Genomic DNA, 20,822 nt, shown 5'->3' on the forward strand with positions numbered 1-20,822 from the left:
TCACGAGGGCTCCGCGGAGAAGCCGAACTGCTCGGCGACCGGTTCGAACTCGGGCATCCGCAGCCCGCGCCGGAGCCAGTTCGCGCCGTCGAGCACCATCGTGTGGCCGCTGAGATAGGCCGCGTACGGGGAGCAAAGATACGTCGCGGCCCAGCCCAGTTCGTGGATCCGGCCGACCCGCCCGGCGGGCACCGTCGAACCGTCGCGGTCGCTGTCCGGGCGGGCGGCCTTGAGCGCCGCGTGGTGGTCGTCGTGCGGGAACAGGCCGGGGGCCAGGCCGTTGACCCGGATACCGTGCGGCGCCCATTCGACGGCGAGGGACTGGGTCAGGTTGGTCACTGCGGCCTTCGCCGCCGCGGAATGCGCGGTGCCGGGGCCGCCGGTCCACGAGTAGGTCGCCCCGATGTTGAGGATCGCCCCGGCCGAACCGCGCGCCATCGCACGGCGGGCGAATTCCGTGCTGCAGGTGAACGTCCCGTCGAGCACGATGCCGGTGACCGCACGCCACCCGTTCAGTGACAGTTTTTCGGCCAGCACGGGGAAATTCCCGGCAGCGTTGTTCACCAGCACGCTCACCGGGCCGAGCCCGCGTTCGGCTTCGTCGAACGCGGCGGCGACCGCTGCGGGTTCGCGGACGTCGAGCGGCACGCCGATCGCCCGGCCGCCGGCCCGCTCGACGGCCTCGATCCCGGTGCGGCGGTGGTTCTCGTCCCGGCTCGCGACGACCACGCCGGCGCCGAGACGGGCGAACTCCACGGCCATACCGCGGCCGAGGCCGGTGCCGCCGCCGGTGATGAGCACGACGCTGCCGTCGAAGGTGCCCGGCGGCAGCATCGCCGTGCCTGCGGGCGGGGGTTCGGGTAACGCCATCATCGACCACCTTCCGTGCGGGCACGCTTGCGTTCCCGGTAGTCCTCGCCGCCGAACAGGGCGACTTGTCCGAGCAGTTCCGCGTCCAGTGCCGTGCGCAGCGGACCGCGCCACATCCCGTCCACGGTCTGTTTGATCATCGCGAGCACGCCGGGCGGTTTGCCCGCGATCTCGCGGGCCAGCCCGGCGACCCTGCCGTCGAGTTCCTCCGGCGCCACGACCTCGTCGAGCAGTCCCCAGCCGAGTGCGGCTGCCGCGTCGATCTGCCTGCCGGTCATCAACAGCCATTTCGCCCGCGACGGCCCGGCGAGCATCGTGGCGAGCGGTGCACCGCCGGTGTCGGTCATCAGTCCGTAGCGGATTTCCGGGAACGCCATGCGCGCGTCCGTCGCGCCGATGCGAATGTCCGCGGCGAGCGCCATCTCCAGCCCGCCACCGAGTGCGTAGCCGCGCACCGCGGCGAGCACCGGTTTCGGCGAATCCAGCTGGGCGAGCCGCGTTCGCTGGTGACGGCGCACGAACGCCAGGTCGCTCTCCCCGGCGACGCGCTCGCCGAGCTGGGCGGTGTCCCGGCCCGAACAGAACGACGGACCTTCCCCGCGCAGCACGATGACTTTCACCGCGTCGTCGGCCGAGGCCCGTTGCCAGGCCTGGCCGAGCTGTTCGTGGGTCTCGTCGTCGATCGCGTTGTGCCGATGCGGCCGGTTCAGCGAAATCGTCCCGACACCGTCGGCGACCGCGAGCTTCACATTGTCCACTGTGGCCTGCTAAGGGATCGATGGGGCGGTGGCCAGGATGGCGGCCTGCTGTGTCCGGACGTCGCCGAAGAACTGGTCGAGCAGCCGGGTGCGGGTCACCAGCAGATGCGCGTCGTGTTCCCAGGTGAATCCCATCCCGCCGTGGATCTGGACGTTGGCCCGCGCGTTCTCATACGCCGCGTGGGTGGCGATGCGTTTCGCGGCGGCGACCTGGAAAGCGGCATCGTCCCGGCCCTCCCGCACCGCCATCGCCGCGAACAGCAGCAGCGAACCGGCGGCTTCACTGCGCATCGCCATGTCCGCGCAGGGGTGTTTGATCGCCTGGTTGACCCCGATGGGGCGGCCGAACTGGACCCGCTCCTCGGCGTAGGCGACCCCGGCGTCGCGGGCGGCGTCGGCGATCCCGCTCAGCATCGCCGCGACCAGGAGAGCGGCGAGCAGGTGCAGCCCTTCGGCGGGTGGCTCGCCTGCCGGCGGCCAGCCGGTGACCTCGGTGAGGGTGACCGTCGGGTCGAGACAGTCCAGCCGCCGCCCCGGGCTCAGCTCCGCCAGGGCAACGAGTTCCGGCCCTGGCCCGAGCACGAGATCGGCGCCGGGAAGGTCGACGACCCCGGCCGGGGTGGCCACGGCCACCCGCCGCGCGCCGGCCGCCAGCTCGTCCCGCAGTTCCTTGTCACCCCGGGAATGTGCCAGACGCGCCCCCAGCACCGCGCCGAGGAAACCTGGCGGAGCAAGGTGCCTGCCGAGCGCGCGGAACACCAGCGCCTCCTCGACGGCCGGGCAGCCGGCGCCGCCCGCCTCTTCGGGCAGCCCGAGTGAGAACACGCCCAGTTCGGCGGCTTCGGTCCAGGCATGGGGCGGTGCCGGTTCGCCCATCCGGCCCCGCAGCTGGGGAACCGACAGCCTGCGGCGGAGGAACTGCTCGATCGCGTCCGTCATCTCCACCTGGTCCGCCGACGGGAGAAGATCCACTCCGACCACTCCTTCGCAGCTTGCCGCGGCTGATAATTCTTTGTACTTTATTCCGATCAAGGAGGAAAGGCCCGCCATGATCGCCGCCGCTTCCGAAGACCGCGAGTTCCGCGAAGAAGTCCGGACCTGGCTCACCGAAAATGTGCCCACCGAGCCACAACCCGTTGACATTCAGGAGATGCGCGAGTTCGACCTGGACTGGCAGCGCAGGCAGTACGAGGGTGGGTGGGCCGGGATCGCCTGGCCCGCCGAGTACGGCGGGCGCGGTATGACGCTGACCCAGCAACTGATCTGGTATGAGGAATACGCGCTCGCGAACGGTCCGCACGCCGGGGTGAACTTCGTCGGCCTGAACCACGGCGGGCCCACGCTCATCGCCCGCGGTGACGACGCGCAGAAGAGCTTCCACCTGCCGCGGATCCTGCGGGGCGAAGCCGTGTGGTGCCAGGGCTTCTCCGAGCCGGAGGCGGGCTCGGACCTCGCCTCGCTGCGCACCCGCGCGGTCGTCGACGGCGACGAACTGGTGGTGACCGGCCAGAAGATCTGGACGAGCTATGCCGACGCCGCCGACTACCAGGAACTGCTGGTGCGCACCGATTCCACGGGCTCGAAGCATCAGGGCATCACGTGGGTCATCGCCGACATGCGCAGCCCCGGCATCGAGATCCGGCCGCTGCGCACCCCAGCGCGTGACCGGCATTTCGCGGAGGTGTTCTACGACGACGTGCGGATCCCGCTGAGCAACGTCGTCGGCGAGCCCGGCCAGGGCTGGAGCGTGGCGATGTCCACTTTGGGCTTCGAGCGCGGCGCCGGGTTCATGGCCGACCAGCTGTCTCTGCACCGGCAGCTGGAAGACCTGATCGAACTGGCGGGAACGGTGCCAGGGCCGGACGGCCGCCGCCCGGCGGTGCGGGACGACGAAATCGCCCGCCGTCTCGCCGACGCCAGGGCCGAAATCGCCGCGCTGCGGGCGATGACGTACGCCGCCGTGTCCCGCAACGCTCGCCGCGCCACGCCGGGGCCGGAGGGTTCGATCGTCAAGCTGTACTTCGCCGAAGTCCGGCAGAGCCTGTCGCGGCTGACGATGGACGTACTCGGGCCGCGCGGGCTGACCTTCGTGCACCGGCACGAACCGGACGGCCAGACGGGCGCCTATCTCTACAGTCTCGCGGCCTCGATCGGCGGTGGCACCTCGGAAATCCAGCGGACCATCATCGGCGAACGCGTGCTCGGTCTCCCCCGCTGAGCCGCGCGCTCCCGGTCGCGGTCAGCCGCCGGCTTTCCCGTACAGGCCCCAGCCATCGCCCTCGCGCACCCAGCCGCTGGAGGCCCACGTGCCGCCGTCCACCGGCACGGTCACCCCGGTGACGTAGCGGGCCAGCGGCGAGCACAGGAATGCCGCCACGTCACCACATTCGTCGACGTCCCCTTCGCGGCCCAGCGGAATGTACCGCTCGAGCGCGGCCTGCTCTTCGGGCGGGCGGACCCGCAGCGCATCCTCCTCGACCCAGCCGGTCCGCACCCCCGAGTTGCCCGGTGTCCGTGTCTGGTCCGGCGCGAGGCAGTTCACGCGGATGCCGTGCTCGCCGAGTTCCACCGCCATCGTGCGGGTGAAGTTGACCATGCCTGCCTTGCAGGCCGCGTAAACCGAGTACATCGGCGCGGCGCGACTGGCTTCGATACTCGCCACGTTGACGATCGCGCCGCCGCGCCCACCACGCACCATCGCGTGCGCCGCGTGCCAGGTCGCGGACAACATGCTCACCAGGTTGATGTCGATATGCCGGCGCCAGCTGCGCTCGCTCTGGTCCAGGAACCGCCTGCCGCGCACCCCGCCGGCGTTGTTGACCAGGATGTCGAGCCTGCCGTGGCGGTCCTCCGCCGCCTTGACCACGGCCTCGATCTGCGCGGTGTCCATGACATCCGTGGTCACCGCGAGCGCGTCACCACCGCTGTCCCGGACCAGGCGCACCGTGTGCGCGGCCCGTTCCGGCTCGATGTCCGCGACCACGACCGCGGCACCTCGTTTCGCCAGCCCGAGCGCGATGCCCTGGCCGATCCCGGCTCCGCCGCCGGTGACCAGACCGACCTGCCCGGACAGATCGATGCCGTCCATCTCGCCTCCCGCAGGCGTCAGTGGTACCAGGCCGTGAGCGCTTCGAGATGCCGCCGCATCCGGTGCCGCGCCACGCCTTCGTCCCCGGCGAGCACGGCGTCCAGGATGCGCTCGTGCACCGACTCGACCTCCACGATCGCGCCGGGCCCCGGCTGCGGCGTGGCGTCCGTACCCGCCCGGTGGCGCGTCCACAGTTCGGTCAGTATCCGCAGGAACAGCGCGAGCACGGGATTGCCCGACACGTCGGCCAGTTCGGTGTGGAACACCTCGGAACCGCTCTGCCCGCCGGGGCCGGGTTCGCCGGTCCGCGCGAGGGCCGCCTTCAGCCGCTGCGCGACTTCGGGCTCCGCGCGCCGCCGGATCGCCTCCTGCAGCGCACCCAGCTCGACCGCGTCCCGCACGACGCGCAGATCCTCCGCCGTCACGCCGCGGTAGTCCAGGTACAGGGCCATCGTTTCGATGCTGGCCGCGGGATCGGGCTCGGTCACGACGAGCCCGCCGCCGGGGCCGCGGCGCATCCGGGCGACCGAGTGGTATTCCAGCAGCCGCACGGCCTCCCTCAACACCGCACGGCTGATGCCGTTGCGGGCCAGCAGATCCGCTTCGGAACCGAGCACCTGCCCGACCGGCCAGCCGCGGCGGGCGATCTCGTCGTGGATCCGCGCGGCCACCACTTCTGCGAGCTTGGCACCCGAAACCTCCAGTGCGCGGCCGGCGACCTTCGCGCCCCGGCGGGAGCGATGGGCCAGCAGCCACTCGCTCACCGAGGCCAGATGCGTCACGGTTTCGGCCTCGGCGCGGCCCGCCGCCCCGGCGATCACGGCGTCGGCGATGATCCGGTGCCGCTCCCCCGCCTCCGCCTTGCCCCGGACGATCTCCTCTTTCGGGATCCGCCGGGTGGTGTGCGCGTAACGGCTGGTGAGCCTCGAGAGCACATCGACGAACAGCTGCAACGCCGGGTTCCCGGACAGCTCGCCGAGCAGCACGTGGATGCCGTTCTGGGCGAAGATACCGGCCTCGTCGCGGCGTTCGGCCTCCTCGCCCAGCGCCGCGCGCAACCGATCGATGTCCGGTTCGGTGATCCGCTCCGCGGCCAGCGCCGCCGCGAGCGGCTCCAGCAGCTGACGAGCCTGCATCAGGTCTTCGACGCTGGTACCCACGTACTCCAGGTAGATCACCAGCGCCCGGGTGGCGGGCGCGGCGTCCGGGGCGCACACGAACAACCCGCCGCCCGGGCCCCGGCGCATCCGTGCCACCTGGTGGTGCTCGGCGAGCCGCACGGACTCGCGCAGCACCGAGCGGCTCACCCCGTACCGTTCACGCAGCTCCTGTTCGGAGCCGAGCACCTCGCCGACCGGCCAGCCGCGGCGGATGATGTCGCTTTCCAGCCGGTGCGCGATCTGGACGGCCAGCTTGCGCTCCGGCGCGTCGGCCTCCCGCGCGTCGTCCTCCTCCGTGGCCCCGTCCCGCGCAGCGTCGCCGTCTGTTCGGACCGTCGGCACGAAGACTCCTCGACTCACTGAATTCGGACGCCTCATTCTAGTCGCGACTCCCGGTCATCCGCGGCGGCGGTGTGTTCAGCGCGGCATGATCTCGCGTGGCAGGCCGAGGATCCGCTCGGCGATCACGTTGCGGCTCACCTCCGAGGTGCCGCCCGCGATCGTGAGCGCGCGGTGGAACAGGTACTGGAGGGTCAGTTCCGGCTCACCGCCGGTCACCGCGGCGGTACCCGAAATCCGCATCGCGAGCTCGCTCACGCGCTGCGCGTGCTCGGCCGAGAGCAGCTTCGTGACGTTCCCGGTCACCGACGGTTCGGCTCCCGCGACCGCACGCTCCACGGCGCGCAAGTTGATCAGCTCCATCGCCAGCTCCTCCGCGATCACCCTGCCCGCTTCACGGGAGAGCGCCGCGTCCGCCGCCGCGTACCGTTCGTGCAGCGTGGGCAGATCCGTCGCGGCGAGCCCGCTGCGGCGCGAACCGCCGATGCTGACCCGTTCGTTGGCCAGGGTCGCCCGCGCGACCGTCCACCCGGTCCCTGGCTCACCGACGACGTCGTCGTCGGGGACGAACACGTCGTCGAAGAACACTTCGTTGAACAGCGCGTCGCCGGTGATCTCCCGTAGCGGCCGCACCGTCACGCCCGGCGCCGTCAGGTCGATCACCATCGCGGTGATGCCCAGATGCTTCTTCGCCGCCGGGTCGGTGCGCACGGTCGCCAGCCCGCGCTGGCAGTTCTGCGCGTTCGAGGTCCAGACCTTTTGACCGGTGACGCGCCAGCCCCCCTCGACCTTGGTTCCCCGCGTTCGCACCGCGGCCGCGTCGGATCCCGCGCCGGGCTCGCTGAACAGCTGGCACCACGTCTGCTCTCCGAGCAGGCCGGGGCGGATCCACCGCTGGATCTGTTCCGCCGACGCCGTCTGGGTCAGCGTGAGCAGGACCCAGCCGCCGATGCCGAGGTCGGGCAGGCCGAGCCCGCCGAGCTCCTCCTCGATGACCAGCTGCTCGGCCGGGCCGGCCTCGCGGCCGAACGGCTTGCGCCAGTGCGGCATCAGATACCCGGAGTCGACGGCCAGCAGCCGGCGCTCCTGCTCCGGCGTGGCGAGATAGCGCCGCGCGAACTCCCTGGCGGCCTCGCGATACCCCGCCGCCTCGGGCGGCAGCGCGACACCGAAACGGCGGCGGACTCCGTTCGCGCTCAGCGTGAACACGTCGTCCGCCGCATGATCCGGGGAACCACCCAGCGCGGCGAGCGCGGATGCCCGGCGCAGGTACAGGTGCGCGTCGTGTTCCCAGGTGAACCCGATTCCGCCGTGCAGCTGGATGTTCATCCGCGAGTTCGCCAGGTAGCCGTCGATGGCGACGGTGGCCGCGGCCGCGGCGGCCAAGTCGGCTTCCGGGCCGGGCGTCGCGCGTGCGGCGTCCCAGGCCGCGGCGACGGCGAGTTCGGCACGGACGAGCATGTTCGCCAGATGGTGTTTGACGGCCTGGAACCCGCCGATGGTCCGGCCGAACTGCTCACGGACCTTGGCGTAGGCCAGTGCTTGGTCCAAAGTGGACTGTGCACCGCCCGCCGCCTCCGCCGCGACGAGGGTGCGCAGCAGGCGCCGGGCCACCGGCGCCGCGCCGGGCAGCACGGCTTCTGCCACCGAACCCGCCAGGTCGAGCCGGGCCGCCCCGAGTGACGGGTCCAGCGCGTCGAGCGGCTCGGCCCGCCCACCGCGCACGACGACGATGTCCTCACCCCGGCTGAACAGATGCAGACCGGCCCACACCCCGCCGAGCGCGGGCCCCGCTTCCCCGTCCAACGCCAGCGACGCGCGGACCGAGCCGTCCGCGAGCCCGGGCAACAGCGCCGCCCGCTGTGCGGGCGAGCCTGTTTCCGCGATCAGTGCCGACGCCACGGTCGTCGGCACGAACGGGCCGGGCGCGATCTCGGCGCCGAGCCCTTCGACCACGACCGCCAGCTCCGCCAGGCCGTATCCCGAACCGCCGTACTCCTCGGGCAGGTGCAGGCCGGTCCAGCCCAGCTCGCCGAGCTGTTTCCACTCCTGCCCCGGGTCGCCGCCCTGTGCCGGGCCCAGTGCACGCCTGGCCGAGGCCCGCACTCCCTTCCCGGCCGCGAACGACCGGACGACACCGGCCAGCTCCTCGTGTGCGTCCGTGATGGCCAGTGCCATGTGGCATCCCTCCGGGTGATCGCCTAGCTTGCCAAGAAGAGTATCCGAAATAAGACCCTTACGGCCAAGTTCGGCGGCCGGGCCGGTTGACAACCCCCGCCGTCCGGGACTCTACTGAGAACGACGTTTTCACCGAGGAGGAGGCCAATGCAGGCCACGAGGGATGTCGCGATAGTCGGAGTCGGCGCGACGGAGTACTACCGGCGAGGCCAGTCCTGGCCACGCACGATCACCGAACTCGCCGGCTCGGCCATCCTGGCGGCCTGCGAAGACGCCGGACTGAGCGCGAAGGACATCGACGGTTTCGCCTACTACTCCGGCGCCGGCGCGGGCTACGGCCAGTCGATGGACACCGCGGACTTCATGGAGACCCTCGGCATTCCCGAGGTCACCTTCACCGCCGCGCTCACGTCCGGTGGCGGCGGCGCGGCCGGGTCCATCGGGCTCGCCCGTGCGGCCATCGTCGCCGGGGATGCCAACGTCGTCGTCACCGTGATGGCGCTGCAACAGGCGCGCCAGCGGCTCGGCTCGGTGTTCGCCGCCGTGCCCGCCACGCCGATGAACTCCTTCATCCAGCCCTCGGGCCTGTCCGGGCCGGGGCACCTGATGTCGGTGCTGACCCGGCGTCACATGCACGACTACGGCACCCGGCGCGAGGCGTTCGCCGAGATCGCGCTGTCCCAGCGGGAAAACGCGGCGAACCGGCCGAAGGCGCTCAAGAAGGAACCGCTCACGCTGGAGGACTACTTCGCCGCGCGGATGATCGCGGAACCGTTGTGCCTCTACGACTTCTGCCTCGAAACCGACGGCGCCGTCGCCGTCATCACCACGAGCGCGGAGCGCGCGAAGGACCTCAAGCAGAAGCCGGTGCCCGTGGTCGCCGCGGCGCACGGCGGCAGCCGCGAGTGGGGCCGCGCCTTCGGCTGGATGGGCATGCCCGGCGAGAACTTCGCCTCCTCCGGGCACGCGCCGGTGGCCAAGCACCTCTTCGAGCGGGCGGGGGTCGGCCCGGCCGACATCGACGTGGCGCTGCTCTACGACCACTTCTCCCCGATGGTGCTGATGCAGCTCGAAGACTACGGTTTCTGCGCGAAGGGCGAGGGCGGCGCGTTCGTCGAGAGCGGTGCCATCCGGTACAAGGGCGGCTCGATCCCGGTCAACACGCACGGCGGTCAGCTGTCCGAGGCCTACATCATCGGCATGACCCACATCAAGGAAGGCGTCGAGCAGATGCGGGGCACGGCCATCAACCAGGTCCCCGACGCCGAACTCGCACTCGTCTCCGGCGGCCCCGCCGCGCTCCCGGTTTCCGGGCTCATCCTCGGGAGGGACTCATGACCGCGCTCGCCACCCGGCTGCCCGGCGAAAACGTCCACATCGCCACGGATCCCTACACCGAGCCGTTCTGGCAGGCCGCGAAGGAGGAGCGGCTGGTCGCGGCGAAATGCGGCGACTGCGGCACTTTCCGGATGCCGCCGACACCCTTCTGCCCGAACTGCCAGTCCCGCGAGGTCGAGTGGGCCCAGCTCTCCGGCCGTGCCGTGGTGTTCAGTTTCTCGGTGGTGCACGGGTTTCCCGGCCTGCCGGACATCACGCTGGTCGCGGCCGTGCTCGACCTGCCCGACGCGCCCGGCGCCCGGCTGGTGAGCAACGTGGTCGACGTCGACCCGGCCAAGGTCGAGATCGGTGACGAGGTCGAGGTGGTGTTCTCACCCATCGCCGATGGCTGGAAGCTGCCACTGTTCCGTCCGGTCGCCTAGGAGCAGGTATGGAGATCAAGGGCAAGAAGGCGGTGGTCGTCGGCGGCGCCTCCGGGATGGGCCGGGCCAGCGCCGAACTGTTCGCCGCGCGCGGCGCGGACGTCGCGGTGCTGGACCGGCCGGAATCGGCCGGTGCCGAGGTCGCGGCCGCGCTGGGCGGGACGTTCCACCCGGTCGATGTGACCGATTTCGCCGGCGCCGAAACCGCGCTGGCGGCCGCCGTCGAGGCACTGGGCGGGCTGCACGTCACCGTCACCACCGCGGGCGGCGGGATGGCGCAGCGCACCCTGACCAGGAACGGCCCGCACGACCTGGATGAGTTCCGGCGCGTGCTCGACCTGAACGCGGTGGGCACCTTCAACATCAGCCGGCTGGCCGCCGCCCACATGAGCCGCAACGAACCGGAGGACGACGAGACCGGCGAGCGCGGCGTCATCGTCAACACCGCGTCGATCGCCGCGTTCGAAGGCCAGATCGGGCAGGTCGCCTACAGCGCGGCCAAGGCCGCCATCGCCGGAATGGCGTTGACGATGGCCCGGGATCTCGGCTCGCTCGGCATCCGGGTACTCGCCATCGCGCCCAGCCTGTTCGCCACCGGCGGCATCGGGCGGCTGTCCGAGGAGATGCAGGTCGCGCTCACCAAGGACAACGCCTTCCCCAAGCGGATGGGCAAACCCGAGGAGTACGCGAAGCTCGCGCTCGCGATCGTGGACAACCCGATGCTCAACGGCCAGTGCCTCCGCCTGGACGCCGGCCAGCGGTTCGCGCCGCGATGAGCGCCCCGGTGGACACTCCGGCCACCGGCCCCGGTACGGCCGTCGTCACCGGCGGCGGGACCGGGATCGGCCTGGCGATCGCCCGGCGGCTCGCGGCAGGCGGGAACCGCGTCGTGATCGCCGGGCGCCGTCGCGACGTGCTGGAGCGGGCCGGTGGCGGGCTGATTCCGTACACCGCCGACCTTTCCCGGCCCGACGACGTCGAAGCGCTCGCGGAGTTCGCGCGCGCCGAGCTCGGGGTCGTCGGTGCGCTGGTGCTCAACGCGGGCGGCGCCCACCACGGTCCGGTCGAGACGCTGGCCGAAGTGGCCGGGCACTGGCGGTCCACAGTGGACCAGAACATCCTTTCGGCGGTGCTGCCGGCGCACGCCTTCCGGCCGTTGCTGCGCCGGCCCGGCGGGCGCGTGGTCGTGGTGACCTCGGCCGCGGCGCGGGCGCCGGGCGGTGGCGGCGAGGTCGCGTATGCGTCCACGAAGGCCGCCCTGAACCGGTGGATCCGGACGGTGGCGACCGAGCTGGGACCGGAGGGCATCACCGCGAACGCCGTGGCGCCCGGCTTCGTCCCGGACACCGGACTCTACGGCCCCGGCGGCGTCGACCCGGCCTGGAGCGAGCGGATCGGCCGCGGCATCGCCGTCGGCCGCACCGGCACGGGAGAGGACATCGCCGCGGCCGTGGAGTACCTCGTCTCCCCCGCCGCCGGGTTCACCAACGGCACGGTGCTGGAGGTCGACGGCGGCGTCCGCACCCGCTAGCGCAATATTTAGTATCCGTAATCATTTTCCCTTTGTCCTGGGTGCATAACTGCCGCCCCGGCGTGCTTGACCTCACTTCGTCGCCAAATTTAGAGTATCCGGAATAGCCGAGTCGCTTTCCGCGCGACGACTACATGAGGTGGTGCGATGTCGCAGCACATCGGTTTCCTGGTACTCGGGCTCGGCAACGGTGCGGTCTTCGCGGCACTCGCGCTCGCTCTCGTCGTCACGTTCCGCAGCTCGGGAGTGGTCAACTTCGCGACCGGGGCCATCGCCCTCTACGCGGCCTATCTGTACTCCTTCCTCCGGCGCGGTGAGCTGCTGCTGCCGATTCCCGGACTGCCCAAGACGATCGGCATCGGCGGCAAGCTGGGGTTGTTCCCGGCGATGGCCGTCGCACTGGTGCTTTCGGCACTCTTCGGCATGCTGCTCTACGCCGTGGTCTTCCGTCCGCTGCGCACGTCCTCGCCGGTGGCCAAGGTCGTCGCGTCGATCGGCGTCATGCTCGTGATCCAGGCGCTGCTGGCCGCACGCGTCGGCACCCAGGCGATGTCGGTCGCGGCGATCCTGCCGAAGCGGACCTACGAGTTCGCGGGGCTGCGCATCCCGGCCGACCGGGTGTGGTTCGCGCTGCTCATCGTGGGCATCGCCGTACTGCTCACGCTGTGGTTCCGGTTCACCCGCTTCGGCCTCGCAACGCGCGCGGCGGCCGAGTCGGAAAAGGGGGCACTCGTCAGCGGGCTGTCCCCGGAGCGGATCGCGGTCGTCAACTGGGCGATCAGCTCGGCGGTCGCGGCGCTGTCCGGCATCCTGATCGCGCCGATCGTGCCCCTGATCCCGGTGTCCTACACGCTGTTCATCGTGCCGGCGCTGGCCGCGGCGCTCGTCGGGAACTTCATCGCGGTCGGCGCGGCCGTGGCCGCCGCGCTGGTGATCGGCATGCTCCAGTCCGAACTGCAGTACGTGCAGGGGCTGGTCGACTGGCTGCCGCAGACCGGGCTGGCCCAGCTGGTGCCGCTCGTGCTGATCCTGGTGTTCCTGGTCATCCGAGGCCGGCCGCTGCCCTCCCGTGGCGCGGTCATCCAGCGGACGCTCGGCCGGGCGCCCCGCCCGCGCGGGCTCGCGGTACCGGTGCTCGCCACGACGGTGGTCGGGCTGGTGGCACTGGTGGCGACCGGCGGCGGCCTGCGGGCAGCGCTGATCACCACGATGATCATGGCGGTGATCAGCGTCTCCACAGTGGTGGTCACCGGCTACGCCGGCCAGATCTCCTTGGCACAGCTGACTTTGGCCGGAGTCGGGGCGTTCTCGCTGAACCGGTTCGCCACCACGCTGGGCATCCCCTTCCCGTTCAGCCCGCTGCTGGCGGCGGTGGCCGCCACGGTGATCGGCGTCGTGGTGGGTCTGCCCGCCCTGCGCATCCGCGGGCTGCCGGTCGCCGTGGTGACGCTCGCGCTCGCCGTCGCGCTGGAGAACCTGTGGTTCCGCAACACCGGGATCAACGGCGGCCTGCAGGGCGCGCCGATCGGCCCGCCCCGGATCTTCGGCCTCGACCTCGGAGTCGGCGTCGGCGACGCGTATCCGCGGCTGCCGTTCGGCATCTTCTGCCTGCTCGTGCTGCTGGTGATCGGGATCGGGGTGGCGAAGCTGCGCACCAGCAACCTCGGCGCCGCGATGCTGGCGGTGCGCGCGAACGAACGCTCCGCCGCGGCGGCCGGGATCGACGTCGCCCGGGTCAAGATCATCGCCTTCGCGATCGGCGCGTTCATCGCCGGACTCGGTGGCGCGCTGCTGGGCTACGCCCAGACGCTCGCCAGTCCGGATTCCTTCACCGCCATCGGCGGTCTCGGCCTGTTCGCGACCGTCTACATCGCCGGCGCCACGTCGCTGGCAGGCGGTATCGCCGCCGGGATCATCGCGCCCGGGGCCCTCGTCTTCTACGCGCTGGACCAGGCCTTCTCGCTGGGCATCTGGTACGACGTGATCGCCGGGATCGGCCTCGTGCTCACCGTCGTCAAGAACCCGGAAGGCATCGTCGGGCCGCTGCACGCCCTGGTCGGCAAGCTCCACGCACGGCGTGCCACTCCGCCTGGTCCGGTACGGGAAGAGCCGGAGCGAGCCACACCCGCGACCGCTCCCGCGCCGCCCGGGGAGATCGTGTTGCGGTTGACGGAAGTCGGTGTCCGCTACGGCGGCGTGGTCGCGGTCGACGGCGTGTCGTTCGAGGCGCGCGAGAACGAGATCATCGGGCTGATCGGGCCGAACGGCGCGGGAAAAACGACACTCATCGACGCGGCCAGCGGGTTCACCCCGGCTTCGGGTTCGGTCGAACTCCTTGGCAGAGACCTGAAATCGGCCAGACCGCACCAGCGGATCCGGGCCGGGCTCGGCCGCACGTTCCAGGGCATCGAACTGTATGAGGACCTGACCGTCGAGGAGAACGTCGCGGTCGGGCAGGAAGCGGCGCGCCACGGTGGCGAACACGGCGACAGCCCTCGGGGCGCCGGCCTGCTGGACCGGCTGTTCGAAGTGCTCAAGCTCGAAGCCGTGCGCGACCGGCCGGTGCGGGAACTGTCGCAGGGGCAACGGCAACTGGTGTCGGTCGCCCGTGCGCTCGCCGGGCGGCCCAAGGTGATCCTGCTCGACGAACCGGCCGGCGGCCTCGACACCGCCGAAAGCCGCTGGCTGGGCGAGCGGTTGCGGGCGGTGCGCGACGCGGGCGTGACGGTGGTGCTGGTCGATCACGACATGAGCCTGGTGCTGGACGTCTGCGACCGGATCGTGGTGCTCGACCTCGGTGCGGTGATCGCGGACGGCACACCGGCGCAGATCCGGGTCGACGCCGGGGTGGCCCGCGCCTACCTGGGCACGACGACCACCCCGGAGGTGGCGACGCGATGAACGCGATACTGGAATGCGCCGGGCTGGATGCCGGCTACCTCGCGGGCAGCCCGGTCGTCCGCGGGTTCGACCTGACCCTCGCCCCCGGTGAGGTCACCGCCCTGCTCGGGCCGAACGGCGCGGGCAAGACCACGGTGCTGCTCACCATCGCCGGGCTGGTACCCGCGCTCGGCGGGCGGCTGGCCATCGACGGAAAGCCGCTGGGCAAAGGAAAAGCGCGGGCCGCGGCCAAGCAGGGCGTGGTGCTGGTGCCCGACGACCGTTCCCTGTTCACCGGGCTGACCGTGCGCCAGAACCTGGCACTGTGCCGGCGCCGGGGCGGGACGACCGTCGAGCGGATGCTGGAGTTCTTTCCGGCGCTGGGAAAACGGCTGAAAATCGAGGCGGGCAAACTCTCCGGGGGCGAGCAGCAGATGCTGGCGATCGGGCGCGCGCTGATGCTGCAACCCCGGGTACTGCTGATCGACGAGCTCAGCATGGGCCTGGCGCCGGTGGTGGTGGAGGAGCTGCTGCCCGTCGTCCGTCGGGTGGCCACCGAGACCTCCGCCGCCGTTGTCCTTGTGGAGCAACACGTCGGCCTCGCACTGGGCATCGCCGACCACGCCGTGGTGCTGGTGCACGGCGAGCAGGTGCTCACCAGGCCGGCGTCGGAGCTGGCCGCGGATCCGTCCATTTTGGAGCGTGCTTACCTCGGTGAGCTGCCTGCCGTGACCGGCTGAAACGAACACACGAAAAACAGGGGCGGTGGCCGGAAAAGGCCACCGCCCCCGCTTTCGGTGGGCTAGCCGAACACCTTGGAGACGTCGACCGAGCTGTAGGGGCCGGGCTGCGATCCGCTGTACTTGGTGATCATCATCTGGCCGCTGCAGATCGTGGCCTTCACCAGCTGGGCGGGCAGCACGCTCTTGTCACACGAGAACGTGGCACCGTCGCCGATCGGCAGCGGCACGTTCTTCGCGTTCCCGATCGCGGTCTTGACGCCCGCCGGCGTCGTGATGTCAGCGGACCCCGCACCGGCGTTGACGGCCCGGATGAACCCGAGCATCGACAGGTAGCCGATCGGGGTGATCCCGGTCGCCTCGGCGGACGGGGCGTACTGCGCCATGACCGCCTGGTACAGCTTGGCCTCGGGGGTGCTGCCGACCGGGTCGCCGACGTCGAAGAGCGTCACGCCGTTGATCCCGTCGTCGCCCAGCGCGTCGATGACGGACTTGGCGACGCACGAGGTGTTCACCAGCTTCGGCACGGTGGTGCCCGACGTCTGCAAAGCCGAAAGCACCGACTGGCAGACCGTGTTGTCCGCGACCACGCCGACCGCGTCGGGTTTTCTCGTCAGGCCGGCCTGCACCTGGGAGCTCGAATCGGCCACCCCTTGGGGGACCGTCACCAGCTGCATGTCGACGCCGACCTTCTTGAACAGGGGCGCTCCGATGGCCTGCACCGCGGCGACGAGCTGGGGGTTGTCGGGGCCGTAGATGGTGAACTTCTGGTAGTGCTGGTCCTTCGAGTACTGTGCCCACGCGCCGAGCAGCCCGATGAAGCCCGATCCGAAGAAGTAGGTCCCGGTCCCGGTGATCTCCGAGGCCGCGGCCGGTGACGAACCGACCCACGGGATCCCGGCGCCCTGCAGCACGGGCACGATCTGGTCCGCGGTCGCGGGCTGGCCCGCCACCACCGCGGTGACCTTGTCCTGCACGAACTTGTTGGCGCAGGCCGCGGCGGACGCGCCGTCCGCCTTGTCCCCGCACCGTTCGATCTCGATCACGTGCCCGTTCAGCCCGCCGAGATGGTCGTTGGCGTACTTCGCGGCTGCTTCCGCAGCGTCACCGATGAAGGGCTGGCTGACCGTGCTGCCGCCTTCGACGTTGAACAGGCCGATCTTGACGGGGGCGCCGGTGGCCTTGTTGGCCGGCCCGAGCACGGACAGGTCCGCGGACCCGCCGGAGCCCTGCGCGGAACCGGTGTCGCCACCGCCGCATCCCGCCATGCCCGCTGCCGCGATCACCGTGACCGCGGCCAGCGCCAGGGGCCGTCGCTTTCCAGAAATACGCACCGTTGCGCTCCTTGCCGGAAGAGGGCACTTTATTTCCGATGAGACTAGGTGAGCCGAACGGGTGTGTCGAGGGTCTCCACCGAGCTGTGACCACCGGGGACTCGTCGTTCTTCCCTGCGATGCGGGCAAGTACACATAGTGACCGGGGCCGGGGCGTGCGCCCCGGCCCCGGCCGGTGTGAAATTAGCGGATACTCAGTCGGCGAGGCGGTAGCGCTCCAGCTCGTGGGCCAGCATTCCCTCGATCGTCGGCGCCGGTGGCTCGGGCAGGGTCACCGGCTGCTCCCTGGCCGGCAGCAGCACCACCGCGGTGCCGGGCGTGGTGGTCTCGCCGCGCTGGTTCTCGCACCACACGCGCAGGTGCGCCTCGTTGCGGGTGACCCCGCCCTCGGTCACCTGCCGCTTGTCCTCGACCACCCCGCGCACCCAGGTGGTGTCGCCGATGTAGTTGAACTTGCGGTGCTCGCAGCGCAGCTTCCACAGCCAGGCGTCGTCGCCCATCCACTCGGTGACCAGGTGGGTCAGCCAGGTCTCGCGCATCCCGCCGTAGTCATAGGAATTGGGTAGCCCCAGTTCCCGGGCCCGCGCCGGTTCCCAGTGCAGCCGCTGGACGGTGTCCGGGATGTTCAGCCCGTTGGGCGGGTAGAGTCCCGGCGCCTTGCGGCGGATCCGTGCCGCGATCCCGAACGCCCCCGGCGGGGTCAGCTGCATTCCCCAGCCCAGATGCCAGACCACGACGTCGGTGGTGGTCAGCGGGCCTTTCACCCGCGGCTGCAGATCCTCGCCGATCCGCACGTCCTCGAAGTACCGCGGTTCCGCGCCACGTCGGGTCTCGGCCGCGTACGCGGCGTCGATCTCGGCGATCTGCTCGTCGGTATACGGCACCTGCTCCAGTTTTTCCTTGGCGCGCTTCTTGGAGGTGTGCCGTTCGGCGTTGATCCAGGTGCCCCGGCGCACGGCGTGCATCTCCCCGGCACCGTTCGTGTAGAGGTAGTCGTGCGTGATGTGGGCCGTGCGGCCGCCGAAGCTGCTGCGCTTGGGCTGCACGCCGACCTGGGCCTGCAGCACGCGGCAGCGGTCGCCCAGCGTCAGCGGGCGCCACCATTCGAACTCCATGACCGCCTGGTACGAACCGAGCCCGGCGAACGGGTCGCCCTTGAGCAGCGCCTTGGTCTCCGGATCCGGTTTGGGCGCGGCGTCCTCCCCCATCGTGTAGAGGAAGGCGGGCGGGGCCAGCAGCGTCCCCCAGCGCGTGCCCTTCGCGTATTCCGGGTCGGTGTACAGCGGGTTGTCGTCGCCGTAGCCGTAGGCGAAATGCCGGGACCCGTCCGCGGTCACCTCGTAGTTGTGCGGGGGGTTGTACTGCGGGTTCGGCACACCGAGCCGGCGGCGCGAACGCGCGATCGCCTCATCGGTCAGCACACCGAACTGTTCGGCGGCTTTCGGTGCGGTTTCGGTCAAGGTCACTACCTCCGAGTCGGACGTATGCGCTCTGCTAACAGAGTACATTTATTTAGATTAACTAGCGTGTCGCGAACTGAGCCAAGGAGCGCGAAATGATCGAACCCGTCGATATTCCCGACGTGACCGGTCCGGCGGAACCGAGCCCGCCGCGGCGGGCCGGCTCGGTGCGCAGGACGTCGACGATCGACTTGCACTGGCCCGGCGGCTGGGGCACCCAGTTGCGCCTGCTCGGCCGCGCCCGTGATCTGCTCACCCCGGCCGAAGGCGGCGACGGGCGGGTGCTCGCCGAGGACGTCATGCGGGTCGGCGTGGCTCCGGACCGCACCATCGAGGAAATCGAGACCGAACCGGCGCGGCCCGGGATCGAAGGCCTCGTCGGTTCCCGGGGCGGCGGACGCCTGCGGGCCGCGCTGGCCAGGGTCGTGCCCGGCGAACTGGCCGCCGGCACCCCGCTCTACCTGTTGCTCGACGACATCGCCGGCTCGACCCTGATCGCCGGATTCGCCTACTCGCAATGGAATCCCGAGTGGCTGCAGGCCGCGGCCGGGAAGGCCGCCGAAGCGCGCCGCCGGATGGAAGGGGTTTGCACCGGTTTCCAGCCCGGGTCCAGCGCACTGGACTCGAACGGGCTGTCCCGCCCGGTCCATCGCACCCGGACGGTGCTGCCGCTGCCCAGGGCCGGTGACCCCGAAGGCTGGCACCCGATGGAGGACATCAGCGGGGTTTCGATGCGGCGCGCCCGGCGCATCGACGTCTATCCCGGCGAGCCCGGCACTTTCGCGGTGGACGCGATGTTCCAGGACAGCGCCACGAAACCGGACGGCGGCCGGGCGGCCGTGCACGAGTACGGCCTCCAGGCCGTCATCGACGCCGGGACGTGGACGCTGGTCTCGATCGCGGCGGAACCGCGGGTGCTGCCGTTCGTGGAATGCCCGCTCGCGACCCGCAACATCGCCGGGATGACCGGCACACCCCTCGCCGAGATGCGCACCGCCGTGCTGGACCGGCTGGCCAAGACCGACGGCTGCACGCACCTCAACGACGCACTCCGCGCGCTCGCCGAAGTACCGGTGCTCGCACGGGCCCTGCTTGCCGCGTAACGCCATCACGGGCCTCCGGCGGCCGTGACCACCTGCCCGGTCACGTAGCTCGCCTGCTCCGAAAGCAGGAACGCCACCACGGCCGCGATCTCCCCGGCTTCGGCGAGCCGTCCCATCGGCACTCCGGCCAGCATCGCCGCCCGCGTGGCCGGGTCCACCGTGTCGACCCGGGGCGTGCGGGTGAATCCGGGGGCGACGGCGTTGATCCGGATCCCGTCCCGCACCAGCGCGAGCGCGGCGCTCGCGGTGAAGGCGTTGAGCGCCGCTTTCGAAGCGCCGTAAGCGATCGTGGCCGGATCCGGTTTCAGCGAGGAGGTCGAGCTGATGTTGACCACGGCCCCTCCCCCGTGTTCGCGCATGTCCGCCCGGACCAGCCAGGTGAGCTGGAACGCCGCGTCCACATTGGCCGCGAAGATCCTTCGCCAGGTCCGCAGGCCCAGCTCGTCCGGCGGCATCAGCCGGGTGTACGCGGCATTGTTGACCAGCAGCCGGACCGGGCCGAGCCCGGCACGCACCGCGGGTACCAGCGCCTCGGCCGCCCCGGGGTCGGTGATGTCAGCGGGCAGCAGCAGCGCGCGGCGGCCGAGCCCGCGGATCTCGTCCGCGGTCTCCGCGGCGGCGTCGGCGTCCGAGCGGTAGTTGATCGCCACGTCGGCGCCGCGCCTTGCCAGTTCGAGCGAGATGGCGCGGCCGATTCCCTTGCCGCCACCGGTCACCAGCGCCACTTGGCCTGCGAAGTCGGGCATCGCGCCTCGTCCGTCCACAATGGTCACAACCCTGCCGAGCGGGCGAACCGATCGATGGCCGCCAGCGCGTCCCGGCTACGGGACCAGGGGGTGGCCACCAGCCGGTGCACACCCGCTTCGCCGTACGCCCGGACGAGATCGGCGTCGAACTCCTGTCCCCAGCCGAGCAACGCGGTGATCTCGAACGGCCGGTCGCCCCGCCCGTACTCCGCGCGCAGCCGGTGCAGCTCCGCGATCACCGGGCCGAGCCCGCCCGGCGGGTCCTGGGTGCCGTACCAGCCGTCGCCGGCCCGCGCGGCACGCCGCAACGCGGCCGGCGAAATGCCGCCGAGCAGGAAGGGGGGATGCGGGCGCTGCACGGGTTTCGGCTCGAACCCCATCGGGGGCAGGTGGTGGAACACGCCCTCGAACGCCGGCCGGTCCTGGCCGAACAGCAGGTCGAGCACCGTGAGCATCTCGTCCATCCGGCGCCCGCGGTCGGTGAAACCCTGCCCCACCGCGGCGAACTCCGCACGCATCCAGCCAACGCCGAGCCCGAGGCTGAGCCGCCCGCCGGAGAAGACGTCCACGGTCGCGATCGCGCGCGCCAGCGGTACGACGGGATGCAGCGGCAGGATCAGCACGCCGGTGCCCAGCCGCACCCGCCGCGTCACGGAGGCCAAAAAGGACAGTGTCGCGAACGGCTCGGTGAACCGGGAGTCCGGCGCGAACGGGGGCTTCGAGCCGCTCGGATAGCCCTCGCCGAGCTCGACGGGCGTGAGCACATGCTCGCCGGCCCACAACGACTCGAACCCGAGCTGTTCCGCCCGCACCGCCAGCTCGCCCAGCTCCCCCGGGCGGACCGGCACGATGTTGAGCCCGAAGCGCATCGTCGC

At 71.1% G+C, this 20,822-nt stretch carries 18 protein-coding genes; 8 read left to right on the top strand and 10 right to left on the bottom strand.

The genetic code is table 11. The features are described 5' to 3' along the window. From VHD82_RS25855 to VHD82_RS25865, 3 genes are read right to left on the bottom strand one after another with little or no spacing between them, the layout of a single operon-like run. The gene (locus VHD82_RS25855) at window positions 1–870 is read right to left on the bottom strand and encodes an SDR family oxidoreductase (RefSeq protein WP_325709192.1); all 870 of its coding nucleotides are present in this window, start codon (window positions 868–870) and stop codon (window positions 1–3) included. Further along, window positions 870–1,628, bottom strand: a complete 759-nt coding sequence (locus VHD82_RS25860; protein ID WP_325709195.1) for an enoyl-CoA hydratase/isomerase family protein — start codon at window positions 1,626–1,628, stop codon at window positions 870–872. Before VHD82_RS25860 ends, VHD82_RS25855 begins: the two co-directional genes overlap by 1 nt. Window positions 1,629–1,637: 9 nt before the next feature. Continuing rightward, the gene (locus VHD82_RS25865) at window positions 1,638–2,600 is read right to left on the bottom strand and encodes an acyl-CoA dehydrogenase (protein ID WP_325709198.1); all 963 of its coding nucleotides are present in this window, start codon (window positions 2,598–2,600) and stop codon (window positions 1,638–1,640) included. Window positions 2,601–2,676: 76 nt separating this feature from the next. Here VHD82_RS25865 and VHD82_RS25870 point away from each other — a divergent pair, with 76 nt between their 5' ends. Then, entirely contained in the window at window positions 2,677–3,846 is a 1,170-nt protein-coding gene (locus tag VHD82_RS25870; protein WP_325709200.1) for an acyl-CoA dehydrogenase family protein, read from the top strand. Window positions 3,847–3,867: 21 nt separating this feature from the next. On the opposite strand, the gene VHD82_RS25875 is transcribed toward VHD82_RS25870, so the two are convergent. From VHD82_RS25875 to VHD82_RS25885, 3 genes are all read right to left on the bottom strand, one after another. Then, window positions 3,868–4,716, bottom strand: a complete 849-nt coding sequence (locus VHD82_RS25875) for an SDR family oxidoreductase (RefSeq protein WP_325709202.1) — start codon at window positions 4,714–4,716, stop codon at window positions 3,868–3,870. A gap of 17 nt (window positions 4,717–4,733) precedes the next feature. Then, window positions 4,734–6,218 carry a FadR/GntR family transcriptional regulator gene (locus VHD82_RS25880; protein ID WP_325709205.1) on the bottom strand — a complete coding sequence of 495 codons (1,485 nt, stop codon included), beginning with the start codon at window positions 6,216–6,218 and terminating at the stop codon, window positions 4,734–4,736. 75 nt (window positions 6,219–6,293) lie between these two features. Further along, on the bottom strand, window positions 6,294–8,393 hold the full coding sequence (locus VHD82_RS25885) for an acyl-CoA dehydrogenase (RefSeq protein ID WP_325709208.1): 2,100 nt from the start codon (window positions 8,391–8,393) through the stop codon (window positions 6,294–6,296). Between the two features lie 147 nt (window positions 8,394–8,540). Here VHD82_RS25885 and VHD82_RS25890 point away from each other — a divergent pair, with 147 nt between their 5' ends. The 6 genes from VHD82_RS25890 to VHD82_RS25915 all read left to right on the top strand — a co-directional run bounded on the left by VHD82_RS25890 (window position 8,541) and on the right by VHD82_RS25915 (window position 15,304). Then, complete coding sequence (locus VHD82_RS25890; RefSeq protein WP_325709211.1) at window positions 8,541–9,731, top strand: thiolase C-terminal domain-containing protein; 1,191 nt, start codon at window positions 8,541–8,543, stop codon at window positions 9,729–9,731. Continuing rightward, window positions 9,728–10,153, top strand: a complete 426-nt coding sequence (locus tag VHD82_RS25895; protein ID WP_325709214.1) for a Zn-ribbon domain-containing OB-fold protein — start codon at window positions 9,728–9,730, stop codon at window positions 10,151–10,153. Before VHD82_RS25890 ends, VHD82_RS25895 begins: the two co-directional genes overlap by 4 nt. Before the next feature lie 8 nt (window positions 10,154–10,161). Next, window positions 10,162–10,929, top strand: a complete 768-nt coding sequence (locus VHD82_RS25900; RefSeq protein ID WP_325709217.1) for an SDR family NAD(P)-dependent oxidoreductase — start codon at window positions 10,162–10,164, stop codon at window positions 10,927–10,929. Further along, on the top strand, window positions 10,926–11,684 hold the full coding sequence (locus VHD82_RS25905) for an SDR family oxidoreductase (RefSeq protein ID WP_325709220.1): 759 nt from the start codon (window positions 10,926–10,928) through the stop codon (window positions 11,682–11,684). The genes VHD82_RS25900 and VHD82_RS25905 overlap by 4 nt, the downstream gene beginning before the upstream one ends. Window positions 11,685–11,831: 147 nt before the next feature. Next, window positions 11,832–14,585 (top strand): branched-chain amino acid ABC transporter permease/ATP-binding protein, encoded by a 2,754-nt coding sequence (locus VHD82_RS25910; RefSeq protein WP_325709223.1) that lies wholly within the window; start codon window positions 11,832–11,834, stop codon window positions 14,583–14,585. Further along, window positions 14,582–15,304 (top strand): ABC transporter ATP-binding protein, encoded by a 723-nt coding sequence (locus VHD82_RS25915; RefSeq protein ID WP_325709226.1) that lies wholly within the window; start codon window positions 14,582–14,584, stop codon window positions 15,302–15,304. Before VHD82_RS25910 ends, VHD82_RS25915 begins: the two co-directional genes overlap by 4 nt. Before the next feature lie 62 nt (window positions 15,305–15,366). Here VHD82_RS25915 and VHD82_RS25920 read toward each other — a convergent pair whose 3' ends face one another. Next, on the bottom strand, window positions 15,367–16,638 hold the full coding sequence (locus VHD82_RS25920) for an ABC transporter substrate-binding protein (protein WP_325709229.1): 1,272 nt from the start codon (window positions 16,636–16,638) through the stop codon (window positions 15,367–15,369). Window positions 16,639–16,832: 194 nt separating this feature from the next. Next, window positions 16,833–18,098: an FAS1-like dehydratase domain-containing protein gene (locus VHD82_RS25925; RefSeq protein ID WP_325709232.1), complete on the bottom strand. Its 1,266-nt coding sequence runs from the start codon at window positions 18,096–18,098 to the stop codon at window positions 16,833–16,835. Between the two features lie 95 nt (window positions 18,099–18,193). Between VHD82_RS25925 and VHD82_RS25930 the strand changes: the two genes are divergently transcribed. Then, complete coding sequence (locus VHD82_RS25930) at window positions 18,194–19,201, top strand: DUF2889 domain-containing protein (RefSeq protein WP_325709234.1); 1,008 nt, start codon at window positions 18,194–18,196, stop codon at window positions 19,199–19,201. 5 nt (window positions 19,202–19,206) lie between these two features. Here VHD82_RS25930 and VHD82_RS25935 read toward each other — a convergent pair whose 3' ends face one another. Further along, window positions 19,207–19,947 (bottom strand): SDR family NAD(P)-dependent oxidoreductase, encoded by a 741-nt coding sequence (locus tag VHD82_RS25935; protein WP_325709236.1) that lies wholly within the window; start codon window positions 19,945–19,947, stop codon window positions 19,207–19,209. Window positions 19,948–19,970: 23 nt separating this feature from the next. Beyond that, window positions 19,971–20,816 (bottom strand): TIGR03619 family F420-dependent LLM class oxidoreductase, encoded by an 846-nt coding sequence (locus VHD82_RS25940; protein ID WP_325709240.1) that lies wholly within the window; start codon window positions 20,814–20,816, stop codon window positions 19,971–19,973. Window positions 20,817–20,822: the final 6 nt, after the last annotated feature.

This window comes from Amycolatopsis sp. (genome assembly GCF_035546795.1).
In the GTDB taxonomy this organism is placed as follows: Bacteria; Actinomycetota; Actinomycetes; order Mycobacteriales; family Pseudonocardiaceae; genus Amycolatopsis_E.